This window comes from Polynucleobacter bastaniensis (genome assembly GCF_018882205.1).
Taxonomy (GTDB): Bacteria; Pseudomonadota; Gammaproteobacteria; order Burkholderiales; family Burkholderiaceae; genus Polynucleobacter; species Polynucleobacter bastaniensis.
This window is the reverse complement of sequence record NZ_JACVOU010000002.1, coordinates 1-20,392: the sequence shown is the minus strand read 5'-3', so window position 1 is coordinate 20,392 and position 20,392 is coordinate 1. Positions and strand designations below refer to the sequence as shown.

21 protein-coding genes are annotated in these 20,392 nt (G+C 46.7%); 12 read left to right on the top strand and 9 right to left on the bottom strand.

What is annotated here, in order from left to right:
* Positions 1–51: 51 nt before the first annotated feature.
* Together ispH and ICN22_RS03170 are read right to left on the bottom strand one after the other, a co-directional pair.
* Entirely contained in the window at positions 52–1,017 is a 966-nt protein-coding gene (gene ispH / locus ICN22_RS03175) for a 4-hydroxy-3-methylbut-2-enyl diphosphate reductase (protein ID WP_216168859.1), read from the bottom strand.
* Positions 1,018–1,020: 3 nt separating this feature from the next.
* On the bottom strand, positions 1,021–1,467 hold the full coding sequence (locus ICN22_RS03170; RefSeq protein ID WP_216168858.1) for an FKBP-type peptidyl-prolyl cis-trans isomerase: 447 nt from the start codon (positions 1,465–1,467) through the stop codon (positions 1,021–1,023).
* Between the two features lie 30 nt (positions 1,468–1,497).
* Here ICN22_RS03170 and radC point away from each other — a divergent pair, with 30 nt between their 5' ends.
* The 3 genes from radC (at position 1,498) to rpmG (ending at position 2,750) form a co-directional block, all read left to right on the top strand.
* The gene (gene radC / locus ICN22_RS03165; RefSeq protein ID WP_369411560.1) at positions 1,498–2,199 is read left to right on the top strand and encodes a RadC family protein; all 702 of its coding nucleotides are present in this window, start codon (positions 1,498–1,500) and stop codon (positions 2,197–2,199) included.
* Between the two features lie 138 nt (positions 2,200–2,337).
* Positions 2,338–2,571 (top strand): 50S ribosomal protein L28, encoded by a 234-nt coding sequence (gene rpmB, locus ICN22_RS03160; RefSeq protein ID WP_011903570.1) that lies wholly within the window; start codon positions 2,338–2,340, stop codon positions 2,569–2,571.
* 11 nt (positions 2,572–2,582) lie between these two features.
* Positions 2,583–2,750: a 50S ribosomal protein L33 gene (gene rpmG / locus ICN22_RS03155; protein WP_015421876.1), complete on the top strand. Its 168-nt coding sequence runs from the start codon at positions 2,583–2,585 to the stop codon at positions 2,748–2,750.
* A 76-nt stretch (positions 2,751–2,826) separates the two neighbouring features.
* Here rpmG and ICN22_RS03150 read toward each other — a convergent pair whose 3' ends face one another.
* The 3 genes from ICN22_RS03150 to purN are packed head-to-tail and all read right to left on the bottom strand — an operon-like array spanning position 2,827 to position 6,264.
* The gene (locus ICN22_RS03150; RefSeq protein WP_216168856.1) at positions 2,827–4,020 is read right to left on the bottom strand and encodes a DesA family fatty acid desaturase; all 1,194 of its coding nucleotides are present in this window, start codon (positions 4,018–4,020) and stop codon (positions 2,827–2,829) included.
* Positions 4,021–4,048: 28 nt separating this feature from the next.
* Positions 4,049–5,638, bottom strand: coding sequence for an RsmB/NOP family class I SAM-dependent RNA methyltransferase (locus tag ICN22_RS03145; RefSeq protein ID WP_255533819.1), 1,590 nt, complete (start codon positions 5,636–5,638; stop codon positions 4,049–4,051).
* A complete protein-coding gene (purN, locus tag ICN22_RS03140; RefSeq protein WP_216168855.1) occupies positions 5,635–6,264 on the bottom strand; it encodes a phosphoribosylglycinamide formyltransferase in 630 nt (209 codons plus the stop codon). Before purN ends, ICN22_RS03145 begins: the two co-directional genes overlap by 4 nt.
* Positions 6,265–6,315: 51 nt before the next feature.
* On the opposite strand from purN, the gene ICN22_RS03135 reads away from it, so the two are divergent.
* Genes ICN22_RS03135 through dut form a run of 5 tightly spaced genes read left to right on the top strand, consistent with a single transcriptional unit; the run spans position 6,316 to position 12,342 of the window.
* Positions 6,316–7,266: a bifunctional riboflavin kinase/FAD synthetase gene (locus ICN22_RS03135; protein ID WP_216168854.1), complete on the top strand. Its 951-nt coding sequence runs from the start codon at positions 6,316–6,318 to the stop codon at positions 7,264–7,266.
* Positions 7,241–10,120: an isoleucine--tRNA ligase gene (ileS, locus tag ICN22_RS03130; protein WP_439650980.1), complete on the top strand. Its 2,880-nt coding sequence runs from the start codon at positions 7,241–7,243 to the stop codon at positions 10,118–10,120. Before ICN22_RS03135 ends, ileS begins: the two co-directional genes overlap by 26 nt.
* A gap of 29 nt (positions 10,121–10,149) precedes the next feature.
* On the top strand, positions 10,150–10,644 hold the full coding sequence (lspA, locus tag ICN22_RS03125) for a signal peptidase II (protein WP_216168852.1): 495 nt from the start codon (positions 10,150–10,152) through the stop codon (positions 10,642–10,644).
* 9 nt (positions 10,645–10,653) lie between these two features.
* Positions 10,654–11,865 (top strand): bifunctional phosphopantothenoylcysteine decarboxylase/phosphopantothenate--cysteine ligase CoaBC, encoded by a 1,212-nt coding sequence (coaBC, locus tag ICN22_RS03120; RefSeq protein ID WP_216168851.1) that lies wholly within the window; start codon positions 10,654–10,656, stop codon positions 11,863–11,865.
* A 27-nt stretch (positions 11,866–11,892) separates the two neighbouring features.
* Complete coding sequence (gene dut, locus ICN22_RS03115) at positions 11,893–12,342, top strand: dUTP diphosphatase (protein WP_216168850.1); 450 nt, start codon at positions 11,893–11,895, stop codon at positions 12,340–12,342.
* A gap of 6 nt (positions 12,343–12,348) precedes the next feature.
* On the opposite strand, the gene ICN22_RS03110 is transcribed toward dut, so the two are convergent.
* Positions 12,349–13,323, bottom strand: a complete 975-nt coding sequence (locus ICN22_RS03110; RefSeq protein WP_216168849.1) for a Bug family tripartite tricarboxylate transporter substrate binding protein — start codon at positions 13,321–13,323, stop codon at positions 12,349–12,351.
* Between the two features lie 109 nt (positions 13,324–13,432).
* On the opposite strand from ICN22_RS03110, the gene ICN22_RS03105 reads away from it, so the two are divergent.
* A complete protein-coding gene (locus ICN22_RS03105; RefSeq protein WP_216168848.1) occupies positions 13,433–14,320 on the top strand; it encodes a fumarylacetoacetate hydrolase family protein in 888 nt (295 codons plus the stop codon).
* A 128-nt stretch (positions 14,321–14,448) separates the two neighbouring features.
* Here ICN22_RS03105 and clpA read toward each other — a convergent pair whose 3' ends face one another.
* A complete protein-coding gene (clpA, locus tag ICN22_RS03100) occupies positions 14,449–16,755 on the bottom strand; it encodes an ATP-dependent Clp protease ATP-binding subunit ClpA (protein ID WP_216168847.1) in 2,307 nt (768 codons plus the stop codon).
* Positions 16,752–17,108, bottom strand: coding sequence for an ATP-dependent Clp protease adapter ClpS (gene clpS, locus ICN22_RS03095; RefSeq protein WP_046331280.1), 357 nt, complete (start codon positions 17,106–17,108; stop codon positions 16,752–16,754). The genes clpA and clpS overlap by 4 nt, the downstream gene beginning before the upstream one ends.
* A gap of 275 nt (positions 17,109–17,383) precedes the next feature.
* Here clpS and ICN22_RS03090 point away from each other — a divergent pair, with 275 nt between their 5' ends.
* Positions 17,384–17,587, top strand: a complete 204-nt coding sequence (locus ICN22_RS03090) for a cold-shock protein (RefSeq protein WP_011903586.1) — start codon at positions 17,384–17,386, stop codon at positions 17,585–17,587.
* Between the two features lie 119 nt (positions 17,588–17,706).
* The gene (locus tag ICN22_RS03085) at positions 17,707–18,162 is read left to right on the top strand and encodes a DUF192 domain-containing protein (RefSeq protein WP_216168846.1); all 456 of its coding nucleotides are present in this window, start codon (positions 17,707–17,709) and stop codon (positions 18,160–18,162) included.
* A 5-nt stretch (positions 18,163–18,167) separates the two neighbouring features.
* On the opposite strand, the gene ICN22_RS03080 is transcribed toward ICN22_RS03085, so the two are convergent.
* Positions 18,168–18,908 carry an alpha/beta fold hydrolase gene (locus tag ICN22_RS03080; protein WP_216168845.1) on the bottom strand — a complete coding sequence of 247 codons (741 nt, stop codon included), beginning with the start codon at positions 18,906–18,908 and terminating at the stop codon, positions 18,168–18,170.
* 95 nt (positions 18,909–19,003) lie between these two features.
* On the opposite strand from ICN22_RS03080, the gene ICN22_RS03075 reads away from it, so the two are divergent.
* A protein-coding gene (locus tag ICN22_RS03075; RefSeq protein WP_439650972.1) for an IS3 family transposase occupies positions 19,004–20,361 on the top strand; the annotation gives its coding sequence in 2 pieces (ribosomal slippage) (positions 19,004–19,466 and positions 19,466–20,361; 1,359 coding nt in all).
* Positions 20,362–20,392 lie beyond the last annotated feature (31 nt).

The window sequence follows — 20,392 nt, the reverse complement described above, 5'->3', positions numbered from 1 at the left end:
AAGCCCCTTTATCTTTTATTGCAGCCATCACCCCAACAATAGTATTACTTGTTAGCCAACTAAATTCTTTGGCAGTGAGAATATGACATCCTCCACCACGCCCTCAAGATTACGAATGCTACGTGGCCCAAATTCTTGAATCTTGGCCACAATCGAGAGGGCTAGGCTTTCAGGGGCTGATGCCCCTGCGGTTAGACCTACACGCCTCTTACCAATAAACCATTCAGCCTGAAGCTGCTCTGGTGCATCGACCATGTAGGCTGGTACACCCAGTTTTTCAGCTAATTCACGCAAGCGATTCGAGTTCGAGCTTGCCTTGCTTCCAACCACAATAACTACCTCAACTTGAGGAGCCATAAATTTCACAGCATCTTGGCGATTTTGAGTGGCATAACAAATATCTTGCTTGCGAGGTTGCACGATGTTCGGGAATTTTTGAATTAAGGCATCGACAATTTCTTTGGTCTCATCCACAGAGAGTGTCGTTTGTGTAACAAAAGCGATTTTTTCATTCTCAGCAAAAGGCAGCTTAGCAATATCTGCCACTTTCTCAATCAGATGAACACCTTCCTGAACCTGCCCCATCGTACCCTCGACTTCCGGGTGTCCCGCATGGCCAATCATCAGCACTGTGAAACCATCCTTGCACATCTTAATAACTTCAACATGCACCTTTGTCACCAAGGGGCAAGTAGCGTCATACACCTGCAAGCCGCGCGCCTCTGCATCTTGACGAACTTCTTGAGAAACACCGTGAGCACTAAACACCACAATGCCACCCTTAGGAACTTCATGCAACTCTTCAACAAACACAGCACCCTTTTCACGCAATTCGTTCACGACATAAGCGTTGTGAACAATCTCATGACGTACATAAATTGGGGCACCAAAGCGGGTAAGCGCTTCATTCACAATATTGATTGCACGATCAACACCAGCGCAAAAGCCGCGGGGCTGCGCCATCAAGATTTCGGAGGTGCTATCACCGCCGGCTTGTGTAATGGTTTGTTTATTCATCGGTTACAGAATCGCAACAATTTGAGCTTCGAAGGTAACAGGCCTTCCAGCAAGCGGGTGATTGAAATCAAACCAGGCACCCTCTTGGTTAATCGATTGCAATACACCAGCGTATTGAGCGCCACCGGGCGCATTAAATTCAATGACGTCGCCAGGATTAAATTGCGCATCATCATCGCGACCCTCTTTTAGGGCTTTCAGAGAAACCCACTGAATTAATTCTTCTTTGCGCTCACCAAAACTCTCTTCTGGTGGCAATAAGGCACTTTTCTGATCACCCACACCCAATCCGATTAATACCTTTTCAAAACAAGGCGCAAATTGTCCAGAACCCATCAACACCGTCGCAGGGCGATCGATAAACGTATTTATGTAGTCATCCCCACTGGGCAAAGTCAGCCGATAGTTGAGGGTCAGAAAGGAATTGGGCAAAACCGTAAGCTTAGTCATAAGGTAATTGTATCTAGGCCCGACCCTAGCGTGCACTTACCGATTACAGATTGGCCAAAAATGGAGCAGCCTCGCGAAAAACTGCGTGCTCTTGGCGCAGCAGCCCTCAGCGATGCCGAGTTACTCGCAATCTTTCTGCGCGTTGGCGTCAAAGGCAAAACTGCCGTGGCTCTAGCCGAGGACCTGCTCCACCATTTCGACAGCTTGCCGCGCCTCATGTCCTGCACCCCTGAAGAATTAACCCAGATTCATGGCATGGGTATCTCTAAGTGGTCACAAATCCAGGCGGCCTACGAGCTAGTCAAGCGTAGTCTTGAGGAAACCCTCTCCCAGGAGTCTGTCCTGACCTCACCAGGCTATGTCCGAGAGTTCTTGCAGGCCAGATTTGGACGCTTGCCTCACGAAGTCTTTCTGTGTCTATACCTCGACTCACGCCTTCGCCTGATTGAGTGCCAGGAGCTCTTTAGAGGCTCCCTAAGCCATACCGCGGTGTACCCGCGAGAAATCCTCAAGGAAGCTCTTGCTAGGAACGCTAGCGCTCTCATCGTGGCACATAACCACCCCAGCGGAAACCCACAACCCAGCATCGCTGATCGAGAATTGACCATGACACTAGCTAAAGCCTTGCAACTCGTAGATATCCCCCTGCTGGACCACTGCATTGTGAGTGACGGCGGTTTTTTCTCATTTTCTGATGAGGGGCTCATGAAAAATGACCATAAATTGAAGTGAATACTAACTTAATGGTCTATTTTGACCCATATTGACGACAATTTTTCCTCACCCTCGTAACTTAAGCCAATTAGGGCTAGATCAAAGTACTCGGAGACTGATACAATCTTCTTCTTTCGCAATTAATGGAGTTATGTCATGGCAAAAGTTTGCCAAGTCACTGGGAAGAAGCCGATGGTTGGCAACAATGTATCCCATGCAAACAATAAAACGAAGCGTCGCTTTTTGCCGAATTTGCAAAATCGTCGTTTCTGGGTTGAATCTGAAAACCGCTGGATTAGCTTGCGCTTAACCAATGCTGGTTTGCGCGTTATCGACAAAAACGGCATTGATGCTGTCTTGTCTGATCTCCGTGCACGTGGCGAAATTTAAGGGGCGCAAAAATGGCTAAAGGCGGCAGAGAAAAAATCAAATTAGAGTCATCAGCTGGTACTGGTCACTTCTATACAACATCAAAAAACAAGCGTACTAAGCCTGAAAAAATGGAGATCATGAAATTCGATCCAACCATTCGTAAGCACGTTGCTTATAAAGAAACCAAGCTCAAGTAATTTATCGATTCGATACTTATTTGCAGCAAATAAAAAACCCGCTACTTCAGCGGGTTTTTTATTGTCCTTATTTCTTTTAAGCGTAGCGACGCAACCTCAAAGAGAAATCACGCAGACTCGATAAACCACTCTCTTCAGCGTGTTGACACCATGCATGCAACTGAGTAAGCAGTTGATCGCCATTGGCGTTAGATCTACCCCAGATAGCATGCAAGTCACGACGCATCTCAATCATCTTTCGTAACTGCGCATTAGTTGCCATCAGCTCTTCAAGTTTGATTTTTTCTTCTACAGTCAAACGAGACTCATCTTTACCCAGCCAGGCACGGGCATCTTTTAAGTGAGCAGCCAATACCTGCATATGCTGAACTTCGTTGCTAAAGAAGGTCCTTAAGGTCTTACTGTAGCGTGCCATGATTTCATAGCGATTTGCAATGATGGCTTCAAGTGTGTTTTGGTCTGCAGGACGTAAGTCACTCAGCATTGGCTTAGGAGAAGTCTTTTTTACTTTCGCCAAACCAACAGCACTCATGATTTGAATGTACATCCAACCAATATCAAACTCATACCATTTGCTAGAAAGCTTAGCGCTTGTAGCGAAGGTATGGTGGTTGTTATGCAACTCTTCGCCACCAATCAAGATACCCCAAGGCATAATATTTCTTGAGGCATCTTCGCAATCGTAATTGCGATAACCCCAAAAGTGGCCAATACCATTAATAACGCCAGCGGCAGTAATAGGAATCCACAGCATCTGCACTGCCCACACAGTCAAGCCAATTGCGCCGAACAAGAGTACGTCGATGATCAACATCAACGCTACGCCTTGCCATGAATACTTCGCATAGATATTGTGCTCAAGCCAATCATCTGGCGTACCGTGCCCAAACTTATCTAGGGTCTCTTGATTGCGTGACTCGTTTTTATACAACTCAGCACCACGAGAAAGCACAGTATTAATACCCAAAATTTGCGGACTGTGTGGATCATCCACAGTTTCACATTTGGCATGATGCTTACGATGAATCGCTGCCCACTCTTTGGTCACCATGCCAGTGGTTAGCCACAGCCAAAACCGGAAGAAGTGGGACATGATTGGATGCAGCTCCAAAGCACGGTGCGCTTGGCAACGATGCAGGAAAATAGTCACCGCAGCAATGGTGATGTGGGTGGCAACCAGGGTAAAAACAAGGATTTGCCACCAAGCCCAATTTAAATAACCATTGGAAAGCCAATTCAGGAATAAATCAAAACTAGAAGCTGTGTTCAAAAGGGAATTTCCAAGAAGATCTAAAACTCTATTTTAGTTCTTTATCCGCTTTCTTGCTTTTGACTTTTACCGACTTTTCGCCATCTTTATCGACAGTTACTGCAGAAACAGCTGCTTTTCTCTGAAAAACAGCCCCAAAGAAGCCATCAGTCCCATGAATATGGGGCCATAACTGCCACCAGGGATTGTCAGGGCTGCAGCCCAAAGGAATTTTATCCTTTGGAAACAATGGCTTAAGAACTTCAGCCGCAGGAACCACCTCAAAATTAGGGTGCTTGACCAGGAAATCCTCTGCAATTTGCTGGTTTTCTTGTGGCAACAGACTGCAGGTGGCATAGACCAAGCGGCCACCTGGCTTAAGTAAGCGGCTTGCAGAGGCCAAAATATTCATCTGCTTTTGATTGAGCTCCAAAACGCCTTCTGGGGTCTGGCGCCATTTGAGGTCGGGGTTGCGTCGTAATGTACCCATGCCACTACAAGGAGCATCTACGAGGACGCGATCAATCTTCCCAGCTAAACGCTTAATCTTGGAGTCATTCTCACTATCAATCCAAACGGGATGCACATTAGAGAGGCCGCTACGGGCTTGTCTAGGCTTTAAATTAGCCAAGCGATGCTCAGATGTATCCAGGGCATATAAACGGCCTGTGGAGCGCATGATTGCGCCAATTGCCAAAGTCTTACCGCCGGCACCAGCACAAAAGTCCACCACCATCTCGCCACGCTTAGGCGCAAGTAAGTAAGCTAATAACTGACTGCCCTCATCTTGAACCTCAAACATTCCCGTCTTAAAGCTGACAGTATTTTGCAAAGCGGGCTTACCCATGATGCGAACACCATCCGGCGCGAACGGAGTTGGAATGGCTTGATAGCGACCACCAAGAGCATTCATCTCAGCGAGCAATTGCTCGCGAGTCGTCTTCATGGTGTTGGCACGCAAATCCAAAAGAGCTGGATGCATGAGTGACTTGGCCAATGCTTCACGTGATTCTTCACCGGGATATTTTCCAAACGCATCCCAAAGCCATCCAGGCAAATTATTCTGAACTAAGGGATTAAGCGCTGATGGATCGACCGTGGCAAAACGTTGCAACCACTCGTACTCGCCTGTCTTCAATACGTGAGCTAAATCAGCAATGGCACTCTCAGCACGGTTAGCAGAACCTAAACCACCTTCAGACAAAGCGGACAGCAAACCCAATAGGGCTAAGCGTCTAGCTTGTGAACCCTCACCACTAGAGGCAAATTGCGAGAACTCATTCTTGCGACGCAGAATGGCAAAAGCACTCTCTGCAATCAAGGCGCGATCACGATTGCCCAGCTGCGGCTCAGAGCGGAAATAGCGACTCACTACACGGTCAGCTGGTTGCTCGAAATTCAGCAACTCTGGAAGAAGGCGCTCTAAATGAATTGCATGCTGAGGCAAAGCCTTCGCATTAGAAAAGTTTTTTTGGCCTTCTGGTGCAATGATGTTGCCACTCGCATTACGACGCTCTGGGCGACGCAATGGATCTTTAGATTTAGCGGCATAACTTTTTTGTGGGCCTAAGCGTGACCCAGATCTTGATCCAGATTTACTGCCTGCGCTAGCTGCGCGGGATGAACGTTCTTTACTCATAATTTTATTAATTGCGACTCCGGTGGTTTAACCTGAACTTGATTACCTTCTATTCGCAATCGTCCATCTAGAAACCATTTTACGGCCCGCGGGTAAATCTGATGCTCAGCAGCCAAAACTCGCGCTGCCAAACTATCTGCATCATCTTCAGGAAATACTGGAACCGAGGCTTGGCAGATGATAGGGCCTTCATCCACACCCTCAGTAACAAAATGCACGCTGGCGCCATGTTCAACTACTCCAGCCTCCAAAGCGCGCTCATGGGTATGCAATCCCGGGAAAGCTGGCAGCAATGCTGGGTGAATATTGATCAGGCGACCCTCGAAATGACGAATAAAACCCGGGGTTAAAATCCTCATGAAACCCGCCAGAACCACTAAATCAGCGCCTAATTCATCGATTTTCGCTATGAGAGCGGCATCAAAGGACTCTCGAGTAGCGTGCTCGCGATGTTCGATGGCAAAGGCCGGAATACCCTGAGAGCGAGCAAAATCAAGGCCCTTGGCGGCCGAATGATTAGCAATGACCCCGGCAAAAGTAACCGGCCACCGCTCTTTTTGAGCTGTTTTGACGATAGCCTCGAAATTAGATCCGCGGCCAGAGATTAAGGTGACGATAGATGGCATGCCCACAATATAATTGATGGTTACCCCGAAAGCGACCCTGAAAGCGATTTAGTGAACGTATTCCGCGGCCCCACCCAGTTTTCTGCAGGACCGGCTTGTGCCTTAAGCATCGGTAATTTCGATGGCGTGCACAGGGGTCATCACGCCCTGCTAAAGGAGTTGAAAGATGGCGCGCAAGCTCGCGGTTTAGTTAGCTGTGTAATGACTTTCGAACCGCACCCTAAAGAATTCTTTTCTCCAGAACAAGCGCCGCCAAGAATTCTGAATTTGCGCGACAAGCTTGCTGCCTTTGCCGACATCGGCATCGACCGCATAGTGGTGGAGCACTTTAATTCCGCATTTGCTCGCCTTACTCCCGAAGAATTTGTTTCTGAAATTATTGTGAAGCAACTCAATGCCAAATGGATTTTGATTGGTGATGATTTTTGCTATGGTGCAAAACGCGCCGGCAACTTTGCCAGTCTGAAAGCAGCTGGCGAACAATTTGGTTTTGAAGTATCTAGCATTCACACCGTGCAAGAAGATGGCGAAAGAATTTCTAGCTCAGCATTGCGCAATGCCTTGGCTAATGGGGATATGGATCAAGCTAGTAAATTACTAGGTCGTCCTTATGGCATCTCTGGCCACGTCATTCATGGGCAAAAGCTAGGCCGCACTTTAGGTTTCCCCACACTTAATCTTGCCGTCGCCAATCATCTGCATCATCGCAAACCCGCATGCTCTGGTATCTTTACCGCACAAGTCCTAGGGCTTGGAGAGAGGCCACTTCCTGCTGTAGCTAGTCTAGGCGTCAGACCAACGGTAGAAGATCAAGGTCGCGTATTGCTTGAGACTCATATCTTTGATTACAACGCCGATGTCTACGGAAAAATTATTACCGTGGAGCTCTTAGAAAAAATTCGTGATGAGGCGAAGTACTCCGACCTCGATACACTTACCAAAGCGATTGCATCTGATGCAGCGCATGCCAGAAATTATTTCCAGAAAAAATCTTATGTCTGAAAAAGAAAACTCTTATCCCGTTAATCTCCTAGAAACATCATTTCCGATGCGGGGAGATTTACCGAAACGTGAACCGCAATGGGTTGCACAGTGGCAGAAAAATAAACTTTACGAAAAGATTCGTGCAGCGCACGCTAATCAACCAAAATTTATTTTGCATGATGGCCCTCCCTATGCAAACGGCGACATTCATATTGGTCATGCCGTAAATAAGATTCTCAAGGACATGATCGTGAAGTCCCGCTGGTTAATGGGCTTTGACTCTGCCTACGTTCCAGGCTGGGATTGCCACGGTATGCCGATTGAGATTCAGATTGAAAAGCAGTTTGGCAAAAATCTGCCGACGGCTGAAGTGCAAGCCAAAGCGCGTGCCTATGCCCAAGTACAAGTAGACAAGCAAAAGATCGACTTTGAGCGCTTGGGTGTTTTGGGTGACTGGAACAACCCCTACCTCACCATGAACTTTCGCAATGAGGCCGATGAGATTCGTGCACTTGGAAAGATCTGGGGAAAGGGTTATGTTTTCCGCGGCCTCAAGCCAGTGAACTGGTGTTTCGATTGCGGCTCTGCATTGGCTGAAGCTGAAGTGGAATACCAAGACAAAACTGATCCAACAGTAGATGTGGGATTTGCTTTTGATGATGCACAGCGTCCACAACTGGCAAAAGCATTTGGCCTAGCTGAGATCCCAGCCAAGCCTGGAATGATTGTGATCTGGACAACCACACCTTGGACCATTCCCTCCAATCAAGCATTGAATGTTCATCCTGAACTCAGCTACGCTTTGGTCGACACTGGTGACAAGTTGCTCATCTTGGCAGAAGACCGCGTAGAAACTTGTTTGGAAGATTTTGGTCTCGCGGGCAAAGTCATTGCCACTTCCTTAGGTAGCCAGTTAGCCAACATTTCTTTCTGGCATCCGCTAGCTCCACTGCATGAAGGTTATAAGCGTCTTTCTCCAATCTACCCTGCTGAGTATGTCACGCTCGATACGGGTACTGGTGTTGTGCACTCTGCGCCAGCCTATGGTGAGGAAGACTTTAAGTCTTGCAAAGCAAATAAACTCGCAGATAAAGATATCTTAAATCCAGTTATGGGTAATGGCGTCTACGCTTCTTGGTTGCCGCTCTTTGCCAATGAATATATTTGGAAAGCCAATCCGAAGATTGTGGAGGCCCTGCGTGAAGCAGGTAGCCTCTTGCGAGACAAGACTTATACCCACTCTTACATGCATTGCTGGCGTCACAAGTCGCCGATTATTTATCGCGCTACTTCACAGTGGTTTGCGAGTATGGATAAAAAACCTTCTGATGGCAGTGCAAGCTTGCGCGAGACTGCATTAGCGGGTATTGAGAACACTGAGTTCTTCCCGGCCTGGGGCAAGCAACGCTTAAACAGCATGATTGCCAACCGTCCTGACTGGACCTTGTCACGTCAACGCCAATGGGGCGTACCAATGGCTTTCTTTGTTCACAAGGAAAGTGGTGAGCCACATCCTCGTACGGTTGATTTGCTTGAAGAGATTGCTAAGCGCATTGAAAAAGAAGGCATTGAGGCTTGGCAAAAACTAGAAGTAGCTGAACTGCTTGGCGAAGAGGCCGCTCAATATGAAAAGAATCGCGACACCTTAGATGTATGGTTTGATTCTGGTACTACGCATTGGCACGTCATTCGCGGCTCGCACCGCGCTGAACTTTATCGCCCTGAATCTGAAAATGCAGATGGTCGTTTAGCTGACCTCTATCTGGAAGGCTCAGACCAACATCGCGGCTGGTTCCACTCTTCTTTACTGACTGGTGCCATGCTTGATGGTAAGCCGCCATATAAGGCACTCCTAACGCACGGCTTTACCGTTGATGGCCAAGGCCGCAAGATGAGTAAGTCGGTAGGCAACGTGATTGCCCCGCAACAGGTTGCTGATAAGTTGGGTGCAGAGATTATTCGTCTCTGGGTAGCATCTACTGACTACTCTGGCGAGATGACTATCTCTGATGAAATTCTGAAACGTGTAGTGGAAAGCTATCGCCGCATTCGCAATACATTGCGCTTCTTGTTAGCCAACCTATCTGACTTTGATCCAAGCAAGCATGCGATGCCTGCAAGCGAATGGCTAGAAATTGATCGTTACGCTGTTGCACTAGCCAATCAGTTACAGCAAGATGTACAAGCGCACTATAAAGCTTATGAGTTCCAGCCGGCCGTAGCGCGTATGCTGACTTTCTGTTCGGAAGATTTAGGCGGCTTCTACTTAGACATCCTGAAAGATCGCCTCTACACAAGTGCCTCGGACTCCAAAGAACGTCGCGCAGCACAGAATGCTCTCTTTCATATCACTCGCAACCTGCTCAAATGGCTAGCCCCTTTCCTCTCCTTTACTGCTGAGGAAGCCTGGTTGTCATTCCCACATGGTGCGGATGAAAAAGCCAAAGAGTCTATCTTCATGGAAGAATTTGGCACTTTCCCGGAAATTACTCAGACTACTGAGCTCCTGGCCAAATGGAATCGTGTTCGAGAAATCCGCTCCGAGGTCACTAAAGCTATTGAGATTGAACGTGAAGCTGGCAATGTAGGTTCATCCCTGCAGGCTGAGCTAACTATCAAAGTAGGTGATGTTGATTTTGCAATTCTGCATTCTTTGGAAGATGACTTGCGCTTTGTCACCATTACCTCTAGCGCCAAGTTAGAGCTGAGCAACGCAGGTCTTGAAGTACTTGTACGCGGCAGTCAATATAAGAAGTGTGGTCGTTGCTGGCATCACACCCAAGATGTTAGCTCCAATACCGAACATTCAGAGTTATGTGGTCGCTGCATTAGCAATCTTTTTGGCAGCGGTGAATCTCGCCTATTTGCATAAGTAAGAAAATCAACAGGCCAAGAAAATATATGAGTACAAACCGATCATTTCTTCGTTATCTAGCTATTGCAATCATGACACTATTGCTAGACCAGCTGAGTAAATGGTCAGCCTTGAGCAACTTGCAGCTAGGCGTACCTGAACCTGTTTTGCCATTTATGAACTGGTTCTTGCTGTTTAACCCAGGTGCAGCGTTTTCATTTTTAGCGCAGAGCTCTGGTTGGCAGCGTTGGTTTTTTACTGTCCTGGGCTTAGCGGCATCCGCTTACATTCTGTGGCTGCTACGAAAGAGTTTGAGTGACAAAATGCTCTGCTGGGCTCTCAGTCTCATTCTAGGTGGCGCACTAGGTAACGTATTAGATCGCATCATGTATGGCGCTGTGGTGGACTTTATTGACCTACATTACGCTAATTGGCATTGGCCAGCCTTCAATATTGCTGATAGCGCCATTTGTATTGGTGCAGCCCTCATCATTTGGGGTGAGTTACGCAAGTCATTTGGCAAAACCTCCCAATCCCTTTAAGCTGGCGTCATGCAATCACTTTTAAATAAGAAAATCGTTCTCGGCATTTCTGGTGGCATTGCGGCCTATAAGTCTGCAGAGCTAGCACGTCAGCTGATGCAAGAAGGTGCCAGCGTCCAGGTGGTCATGACAGAAGCTGCGCAGCAATTTGTGACGCCTGTCACGATGCAAGCACTCACGGGCAATCCCGTTTACACCAGCCAATGGGATAGCAGCATTGCCAACAACATGGCGCATATTGAACTCTCTAGAGCTGCCGATGCGATTTTGGTTGCGCCTGCAAGCGCAGATCTGATGGCCAAGCTCTCTCTCGGGCTGGCTGATGATTTGCTCAGCACATTGTGTTTGGCAAGAGATTGTCCACTCCTTTTGGCTCCCGCTATGAACAAGCAAATGTGGGAGCATGCAGCAACACAAAGAAGCGCAGAACGGCTCATTGCAGACAAAGTTACATTACTCGGCCCTGCAAGCGGGTTCCAAGCATGTGGTGAAGTCGGCTTTGGGCGCATGCTTGAGCCCGCAGAGATTACCGAGCAACTGATTGCTTTCTTTCAGAAAAAGCCACTCCTTGGAAAACGTGTACTGATTACCACTGGGCCCACTTTTGAGGCGATTGATCCGGTACGAGGCATCACTAACCGTAGCTCAGGCAAGATGGGCTTTGCCATTGCCCGCGCAGCTCTTGAGGCTGGTGCAGAAGTGCACTTAGTAGCAGGCCCGTGTGATCTCACTACACCATTAGAAGCAACAGGAAAAATTACCCGCACTAATGTGGTCAGCGCTAAAGAAATGCATGCAGCCACAATGCAATCTACTGACTACGATATTTTCTTTGCAGTAGCTGCAGTGGCTGACTGGGGCATTGCTAAGCCAGCCAAAGAAAAGATCAAGCGCCAAGGTAAACAAGCTCCAAATTTAGAATTTGTCACCAACCCCGACATTCTTGCTGATGTAGCAAAAACGGTCAAAACCAAAGGTGGGAAGCCACATCCCTTTTGCGTTGGATTTGCAGCTGAATCTACTGAGCTCCAAAAGCATGCAGAAGAAAAGCGCAAACGCAAAGGCATACCGATGATTGTCGGCAATATTGGTCCAGATACCTTTGGCAGCGATCTCAATCAACTACTCATGGTCGATGAAAGCGGTAGCAAAAAAATGGCTAAAGCTGAAAAGCTTCAACTTGCACGTCAGCTTATTCAACTTGTTGCCAAAAAAATATAATACTCAAACCCAGTTTTAGGAAATCCCATGCAACAACTTCAAGTCAAAATTCTCGATGAGCGTATGCGCGACCAATTACCCGCATATGGAACTCCTGGTAGTGCTGGATTAGATCTGCGCGCCTGCATTGATGAAGCAATTGAAATTGCTCCTGGACAAACAGTCCTCGTGCCAACAGGTTTAGCGATTTATGTAGAAGATCCACGCTATGCTGCATTTATCCTGCCGCGTTCTGGCCTTGGCCATAAGCATGGAATCGTTCTCGGAAACTTAGTGGGATTGATCGATTCGGATTACCAAGGCCAACTCATGGTGAGCACTTGGAATCGTGGATCTACAGCATTTAAATTAGAGCCCATGGAACGCTTAGCCCAATTGGTGGTGATGCCAGTACAACAAGTGGAACTCAAAGTCGTTGAGGAGTTTACTGAGAGTAGTCGTGGGGCTGGTGGGTTTGGCAGTACAGGCCGCAGTTAATTACTGTCACTCCACCTTACCGATTTTCTTAACGATGTCACTCATTTGAGAAGATTCTTTGTCCCAGTAAACCTTGAACTCAGGCGCATCTAGATATTGGATGGGGCTTCCAGCAGTATTAATCACCGAACGAACGCGCTCATCATTAGCGGCTTGTTTGGCCGCTTCACGTAAGCGATTAGTAATGTTTTCTGGGGTAGTGCTAGGAACAAAGAGCCCAGCCCATTGAGAAAATTCGATCTTCACTCCCATTTCCTTAAAGCTAGGCACGTCAGGCATGCTGGCCAATCTACCATCCCCCCAATGGGCAAGAGCGCGGACTTTGCCAGCTTTTATCTGAGAAACAATTGAGGAAGGTCCTGTAGCAATTGCATCAACATGACCGCCTAATAGCCCCACGATAGCTGGGCCTGCTCCTGTGTAAGGTATATGGACCATATAGAACTTTTCGGAAGACTTGAGCATTTCCATGGGCACATGCATCGTGCCGTAATTCCCAGAAGAGCCGAAGTTATATTTACCAGGATTAGCGCGCATAGCGGCGACAAAAGACTTGTAATCTTTCCATGGACTATCTGCCCTAACCACTAAAACGGTCGGATCGGCGGTAAAGCGTGCTATTGGCTTTAATTGATTTAACTGAAAAGATTGTTCACGCCCAACAATTTTATCCGCCTCAGGAATGATGGAGATTGAAGATAAGGCCATCAAGATGGTGTAACCATCTGGTTTCGATTTAGCTACTGCCGCCATACCAATTCCTCCGCCAGCACCCGGTTTGTTCTCAACAACTACTGGTTGACCTAGAATTCTGGAAAGAGCATCAGCAACTGGCCTTCCCACGGTATCCGCTACGCCGCCAGGTGGAAATGGCACGACCATATTGATGGATTTTGTGGGCCATGATTCAGATGTTTGCGCAAATGCTGAAGTCAAGAGTAAGCAACTAGCTAAGCAAATCAGATCGCGGCTAATATTCATTTCTGCCTCTTCGTATTAGTTATGTGGTTATTATTTATCCTACTATAAGTTTGATTGAGTTAAATAAACAAGGGGGCTCCTAGAGACAAACCCCAAATGGAGAAAAAATATGAGATATGCAGCCTTTTCTTTGATTAGCGAGCCCAGCAAAACACGGGTTGGATTGATTTCATCCGATGGCACAACAGTTGAAGAATTTGATCTTGGAGTGAACCTTAGCGAGGATGGTGTCGTCGCTCTTTTGCGTGCTGATTTAAAAGGTCAATTACCAAGACCGATAGCTACTTATGCATTTAGCGATATTCGACTACTGGCTCCAGTTCCTAGACCCCGCAGAAATATTTTTTGCGTTGGTAAAAATTACCATGAGCATGCCAAAGAATTTTTCAATAGCGGTTTTGATAGCAGTGCAAAACCGGGGGAAGATATTCCTAGTCACGCCATATTCTTTACCAAACCACCAGAATCCGTAACTGGCCCCAACACGAATGTCATCATTCCTACTGCCATATCCACAGCCATTGATTACGAGGCTGAGCTAACCATTGTGATTGGTAAGGGTGGCAAAGGTATCAGCGAAGCAGATGCAATGAACCATGTTTGGGGTTACACCGCAATCAACGATGTCACTGCTCGCGACTGGCAACAACGTCATAAACAGTGGTTTCTGGGAAAGAGTTTTGATACCTTCTGTCCCATGGGCCCTTGGGTTGTGACAGCAGATCAAATAGATGCAAACGATATATCTGTCAAATGCTGGGTCAATGGAGAATTGCGACAAAATTCCAATACTAAGGATTTGATTTTTGATATTCCCAATATGATTGCTACAGTTTCAGCTGGCATCACGCTGTATCCAGGCGATCTCATTGCTACCGGCACCCCAGTTGGAGTTGGCATTGGATTTAAACCACCAAAATATTTAGTAAACGGTGATGTGGTTGTGGTTGAAATGGGCGGAATTGGAAAACTAGAAAATATGTTTATTGCCGAGTAAGCAATTAAGCTCTAGTAGTGCCTATCGAAGCTGGCACCAATAAAAATGGTTGAGGGATTGAACTTGGTATTGCACCAAGCTCAATCCCTTCAGCTTTTCCTAACTAGATCATCCAGACTTCAGAAGCATCAAATTTCTTCAACCGGAGCTACATCAGCTTTTGGCCGCTTACCCGGAACTACTGGGGCATCAAACTGAAGCTGAACTTTGCCATCAGCATCAATGTCGACGTCCACATGACCACCCTGCGCTAATTTGCCAAATAGCAATTCGTCAGCAAGTGCTTTGCGAACCGTATCTTGAATGATGCGTTGCATTGGTCTTGCACCCATGAGCGGATCAAATCCATGCTTAGCTAAATGAGCACGCAACGCTGAGCTAAATGTAGCATCCACCTTCTTCTCATGGAGTTGCTCTTCTAACTGCATCAGGAACTTATCTACCACGCGCATGATGATGGTCTCATCCAGCGCCTTGAAAGAAACAATCGCATCTAAACGATTGCGGAACTCTGGCGTAAAGAACTTCTTGATGTCCGCCATCTCATCACCAGACTCACGCGCATTAGTAAAGCCGATAGTGGACTTCTGCATTGCTTCAGCGCCAGCATTCGTTGTCATGATGATGATGACATTACGGAAGTCAGTCTTGCGACCATTGTTGTCCGTGAGAGTACCGTGATCCATGACCTGCAAGAGAATATTGAAAATATCTGGGTGTGCTTTTTCAACCTCATCAAGCAAGAGAACGCAATGCGGCTTCTTGTTAACAGCCTCAGTAAGTAAGCCACCTTGATCAAAGCCGACATATCCTGGAGGCGCGCCAATTAAACGGCTGACCGCATGACGCTCCATATACTCGGACATATCAAAGCGGAGAAGCTCAATACCTAAGATATAAGCAAGTTGCTTGGCAACCTCGGTCTTACCGACACCAGTAGGGCCGGAAAATAAGAATGAGCCAATCGGTCTATCAATCTTGCCAAGACCAGCACGAGTCATCTTAATAGCACTCGCTAGAGCCTCAATGGCAGGATCTTGACCAAACACCACGCTCTTAATATCCCGATCTAAGGTTTGAAGCTTGCTACGATCGTCCACCGTGACAGATTGTGGCGGTATACGGGCGATTTTTGCGACGATCTCTTCAATCTCTGGACGGCCAATGGTTTTCTTCTGTTTGGACTTCGGCAGAATGCGTTGCGCTGCACCCGCCTCATCAATCACATCAATTGCCTTATCTGGCAAATGGCGATCATTGATATAGCGTGAAGATAATTCAGCTGCGGCTACCAATGCAGCGGAAGCGTACTTAACACCGTGATGCTCTTCGAAGCGTGACTTTAAACCACGCAAGATTTGCACGGTCTGATCGACGGTTGGCTCAACCACATCCACTTTCTGGAAGCGACGTGAAAGAGCTGCATCTTTTTCGAAAATACCGCGGTACTCAGTAAAAGTGGTTGCACCGATGCACTTGAGCTGACCATTTGATAGCGCAGGCTTTAGTAAATTGCTCGCATCCAATGTGCCGCCCGATGCAGCACCCGCACCAATTAAGGTATGAATCTCATCGATAAATAAAACACCATGGGCACTGTCCTTTAAAGACTTAAGAACACTTTTCAAGCGCTGCTCAAAATCTCCGCGGTACTTAGTACCCGCCAATAGTGCGCCCATATCCAATGAATAGACTGTGGCATCGGCCAAGATCTCAGGGACATCACCCTTCACAATTCTCCAAGCCAAGCCTTCAGCAATCGCAGTCTTACCGACGCCCGCCTCACCCACCAGTAGCGGATTATTTTTGCGACGACGGCACAGCACCTGAATCACACGCTCAACTTCGCTATCGCGACCGATGAGCGGATCAATCTTGCCCTGCTTTGCCAGCACATTAAGGTTCTGGGTATATTGCTCTAAAGGGCTCTCTTTGCCGCCAGACGAGGCATCCTCGGTCTCTTGGGTTGCCTCAGCAGGCTTCACGCTCTCGGCTTGATCTTTACGTACACCGTGGCTAATAAAGTTAACCACATCCAAACGAGTGACACCTTGCTGCTGCAAGAAATACACCGCATGAGAATCTTTTTCACCAAAGATAGCTACGAGTACATTTGCCCCCGTAACCTCTTTCTTCCCATTTGAAGTAGATTGTACGTGCATGATGGCGCGCTGGATCACTCGCTGAAAACCCAGAGTTGGCTGGGTATCAACTTCATCGTTACCCGGAACCACAGGCGTATTGTCGTTAATAAAATTTTTGAGCTGGGTACGAAGCTCAGCAATATTGACAGCGCAGGCTTTTAAAACCTCAACCGCGGTCGCATTGTCTAGTAGGGCAGCGAGTAAATGCTCCACCGTAATAAATTCATGTCTTGAAGCTCGCGCATCAACAAACGCCATATGCAAACTGACTTCTAATTCCTGGGCAATCATGCTTCCTCCATAGTGCACTGTAGTGGGTGACCCGCTTCGCGCGAGAGCTCGATAACTTGATGCACTTTTGTTGCTGCAACATCACGTGTAAATAAACCGCAAATACCTTTGCCAACCAAATGAACCTGCAACATGATCCGTGTAGCTGTCTCATGATCCTTATTAAAATACTCCTGAATGACCATGACCACAAATTCCATTGGCGTGTAATCGTCATTTAATAGTAAAACTTTATACATCGAAGGCGACTTAAGTTTCTCGGCCTGCTTTTCGAGAAGAATGGTGTCCTCAATGTGGGGGTTGTTTGGATTGCCAACCGTTGGATTTTTCGTTGTACGACTCATATGAAACATTCTAAACACAGATGTAAAAATTGGGATTTAAGAGCTTTGTTGCAAAAAAACCATCAATAAAGTGCCTTAAATACTATATTGGGGCATTTTTCGATATAAAAAGGGGGTTTAAAGAGCAACTATATCTACCCAACCCCTTGACACCCCACCATAAAGGGCAAACAATCAGGGGTAGGCTTCGTTTGAGGTCCTATTTAGGCGTGTTGTAGAGCGAGACTGATTAAAAAGTATTCACCCTCATCACGGTTGTTTTAAGTTTATGTAATGGAGTTCGCATGGCGACCGGAATTGTTAAGTGGTTCAATGATGCAAAAGGTTTTGGCTTTATCAAACCTGATGATGGTGAAGAAGAGTTGTTTGCGCATTTCAGCGCAATCACAATGCCTGGGTTTAAAACACTCAAGGAAAACCAAAAGGTAACGTTTGATATTACCCAAGGTCCTAAGGGCAAACAAGCTACTAATATTCAAGCAGCTTAATCTGCTTTAGATCATTACTAAAACTCAGGACTTGTTCCTGGGTTTTTTTTTGCCTGTATTTTCTTGTCTTGCTAGCACTGCCATAGAATTACCTCCACTCACCTACTCCTGAAACCACTATGCGTTTACCCAACATCAAACAATGGATCTTTTCACTGGCAGCAATTTCTGGAATCTTTTCAGCGCTATCGTTTGCACAACAGAATGTCGGCTTGCCTATAGTTGAGCTTAAGACAGGCATCTATCGTATTCAGGCAGAGTTAGCCAATACACCCAAAGCGCGCGAGGTCGGACTCATGAATCGCACCAGCATGCCTACTAACTCCGGCATGCTTTTTATCTTTGAGCAAAAAGCAGGGCATTGCTTCTGGATGAACAACACAAAAATTCCTCTATCGATTGCTTTCATTGCTGATGACGGCAAGATTGTGAACATCGAAGAGATGCAGGCGGAGACTACCAACAACCACTGCCCTAAGGTAGCAGTGCGTTATGCACTTGAGATGAATAAACAGTGGTTCTCCGAGAGAGTCATCGCACCCGGCACGACCATTCAGGGATTGCCTAAAAGGTAGAGCATCTAGTTCTTTAGGATAAATTGCGCTGCGGCCTTAATAAATTCAGGCTCCTTTTCATTAAAGCCGTGGTATGCCTTTGAGCCACATACATCACCCTCGCTCACACCGCCCTCCATCGCAACAAACTGGGATGGAAATTTGCTGGGTCTATTTTTAATAATTCCCTCTGAGGTAGAAAAAGGTGTACTTGCACAGCCGTCATCCACATGATGAATGGCTTGTACCGGCATAGTGACATCCGAGTCAATGGAAGCTGAGCGATAGGTACCGGCAACAATAACTCCGGAAATTAACGCCGCCTGATCTTTTCCACCATTCGCAAACTCTGTAACACTCACAGTCCCCATACTGTGACCAAAAATCCAAATTGGTAAATTGAGCTTCTCTTTGTAATAGCGCACAACATTCAAAATTCTTTGCTGGTGATTTCTAATAGATCTGGAGTTTCTCATTCCGCCCCCTAAATCATAGGGCGTATCAACCAATATGGCATCTATTCCGTATTGAGCCCATAAATTCTTTGAGCGCACGAAAGTATGGAAGTTAGTGCTGGATCCATCATCCTGAAGACGCAACATACCACCGCCACCAGGAAACAATAAAACTACGGCCTTTGCCTTTGGTGTCGGTACCAGTAGCGTTCTTGTGGGTGGATCATCCTTGTACGGAACATCAAAAATCTGCGCACTCACTAAATTAGAGAACGCAATCCCAATAAAAAAGATTATTTGTACTAGCTTCATGTTCTCTTTTGTACACCGATCCACATGAAAAAACCACCCGGTTGAACTGACCCCCAAAAGTTGGACGTTATGTCCAACCAAGGGGGTTTTGTTTTATGAGCAAGTACAGCAAGCAGTTCAAGCTAAAGGTGGTTAAAGAGTTTTTAGAGTCAGGCGGTCTTAAGCGGGTAAGTCACCTATTTGAGATCAGTCACTCAGATGTCCGCAAATGGGCCTTAGCTTATCAAGCACATGGCCATAGCGGCCTCAATCCCAGATACCAACGCTATCCCCAGCAGTTCAAACTGCAGGTGCTCGAGTACATGGCTGTGCATCAGATATCAGCTAGGCCAGCTGCTGCCCACTTTGGGATTGGTAGTATGGGTTCGATTTTGCAATGGCAAAAACTCTACAATGAAGGCGGTATTACAGCCCTTGCCAATCGACAGAGAGGACAACCGCCTATGTCCCAATTTAATATCAAAGCATTACTCAAAAAGCCTATCTCAGAACTCACGCCGGCAGAGTTGCGACGACGTTTGGAGTATGCCGAAACGGAGGCTGCCTACTTAAAAAAGTTAGAAGCCTTAGCTCAGAGCAAAGCAGCAAAAGAGAGCAAGCCCAAGTAATTACTGAGCTAAGGCCGCATTACCGTTTACTAGATTTACTACTCATCGCCAAAATGGCTAAAAGCGTTTACTACTACTGGCTTAAAGCCAGTAGTAGTCATGAACCCGATCCTTATGAGTTGGCTAAAGATCGCATTACCCAGATCTTTAATGCCCACCAGGGGCGTTATGGCTATCGGCGGGTGCATTTAGAGCTGCGCAATCAACGGCAATATTTAAACCACAAGACAGTACAAAAGCTCATGACTCAGCTAGGACTTAAATCGACTGTGAGGCCTAAGCGATACCAGTCCTTTAAGGCGAATATTGGTAAAGCGGCTCCCAATTTATTAGAGCGTAACTTTGGAGCAAGCAAGCCTAATCAAAAGTGGGTGACCGATGTCACCGAGTTCAATATCAAGGGTGAGAAGGTGTATCTCTCACCGATCTTAGATTTATATAACCTAGAGATCGTCTCCTATGAGATTGCTGATCGGCCACAGATTAGCTCAGTGATGCAGATGCTCAAAAGCGCATTTAAACAACTGGGGCTAAAAGATAAACCCATGTTGCACTCAGATCAGGGCTGGCAATATCAGATGGGGCTTTATCAACAGGCATTAAAGAAACAAGGTATTACCCAAAGCATGTCTAGAAAAGGTAATTGCTTAGATAACGCGGTGATGGAAAACTGGTTTGGGATTATGAAGACCGAGTTCTTTTACCGAAAGAAGTTTGAAAGTGTTCAATCCTTTAAGGCGCAGCTAAAGGAATACATCCATTACTACAACCATGATCGGATCAAACAAAAACTAAAGGGATTGAGCCCGGTGCAATACCGAACTCAATCCCTCGTGCTAACCTAACTAAACTGTCCAACTTTATGGGGTCAGTTCA

What these genes read in the sequence shown, in the direction of transcription:
- ispH (WP_216168859.1), bottom strand. Translation starts at nt 1,017, where the DNA reads ATGAATAAACAAACCATTACACAAGCCGGCGGTGATAGCACCTCCGAA.
- ICN22_RS03170 (WP_216168858.1), bottom strand. Translation starts at nt 1,467, where the DNA reads ATGACTAAGCTTACGGTTTTGCCCAATTCCTTTCTGACCCTCAACTAT.
- rpmB (WP_011903570.1), top strand. Translation starts at nt 2,338, where the DNA reads ATGGCAAAAGTTTGCCAAGTCACTGGGAAGAAGCCGATGGTTGGCAAC.
- rpmG (WP_015421876.1), top strand. Translation starts at nt 2,583, where the DNA reads ATGGCTAAAGGCGGCAGAGAAAAAATCAAATTAGAGTCATCAGCTGGT.
- ICN22_RS03145 (WP_255533819.1), bottom strand. Translation starts at nt 5,638, where the DNA reads ATGAGTAAAGAACGTTCATCCCGCGCAGCTAGCGCAGGCAGTAAATCT.
- purN (WP_216168855.1), bottom strand. Translation starts at nt 6,264, where the DNA reads ATGCCATCTATCGTCACCTTAATCTCTGGCCGCGGATCTAATTTCGAG.
- lspA (WP_216168852.1), top strand. Translation starts at nt 10,150, where the DNA reads ATGAGTACAAACCGATCATTTCTTCGTTATCTAGCTATTGCAATCATG.
- coaBC (WP_216168851.1), top strand. Translation starts at nt 10,654, where the DNA reads ATGCAATCACTTTTAAATAAGAAAATCGTTCTCGGCATTTCTGGTGGC.
- dut (WP_216168850.1), top strand. Translation starts at nt 11,893, where the DNA reads ATGCAACAACTTCAAGTCAAAATTCTCGATGAGCGTATGCGCGACCAA.
- ICN22_RS03110 (WP_216168849.1), bottom strand. Translation starts at nt 13,323, where the DNA reads ATGAATATTAGCCGCGATCTGATTTGCTTAGCTAGTTGCTTACTCTTG.
- ICN22_RS03105 (WP_216168848.1), top strand. Translation starts at nt 13,433, where the DNA reads ATGAGATATGCAGCCTTTTCTTTGATTAGCGAGCCCAGCAAAACACGG.
- clpA (WP_216168847.1), bottom strand. Translation starts at nt 16,755, where the DNA reads ATGATTGCCCAGGAATTAGAAGTCAGTTTGCATATGGCGTTTGTTGAT.
- clpS (WP_046331280.1), bottom strand. Translation starts at nt 17,108, where the DNA reads ATGTTTCATATGAGTCGTACAACGAAAAATCCAACGGTTGGCAATCCA.
- ICN22_RS03090 (WP_011903586.1), top strand. Translation starts at nt 17,384, where the DNA reads ATGGCGACCGGAATTGTTAAGTGGTTCAATGATGCAAAAGGTTTTGGC.
- ICN22_RS03085 (WP_216168846.1), top strand. Translation starts at nt 17,707, where the DNA reads ATGCGTTTACCCAACATCAAACAATGGATCTTTTCACTGGCAGCAATT.
- ICN22_RS03080 (WP_216168845.1), bottom strand. Translation starts at nt 18,908, where the DNA reads ATGAAGCTAGTACAAATAATCTTTTTTATTGGGATTGCGTTCTCTAAT.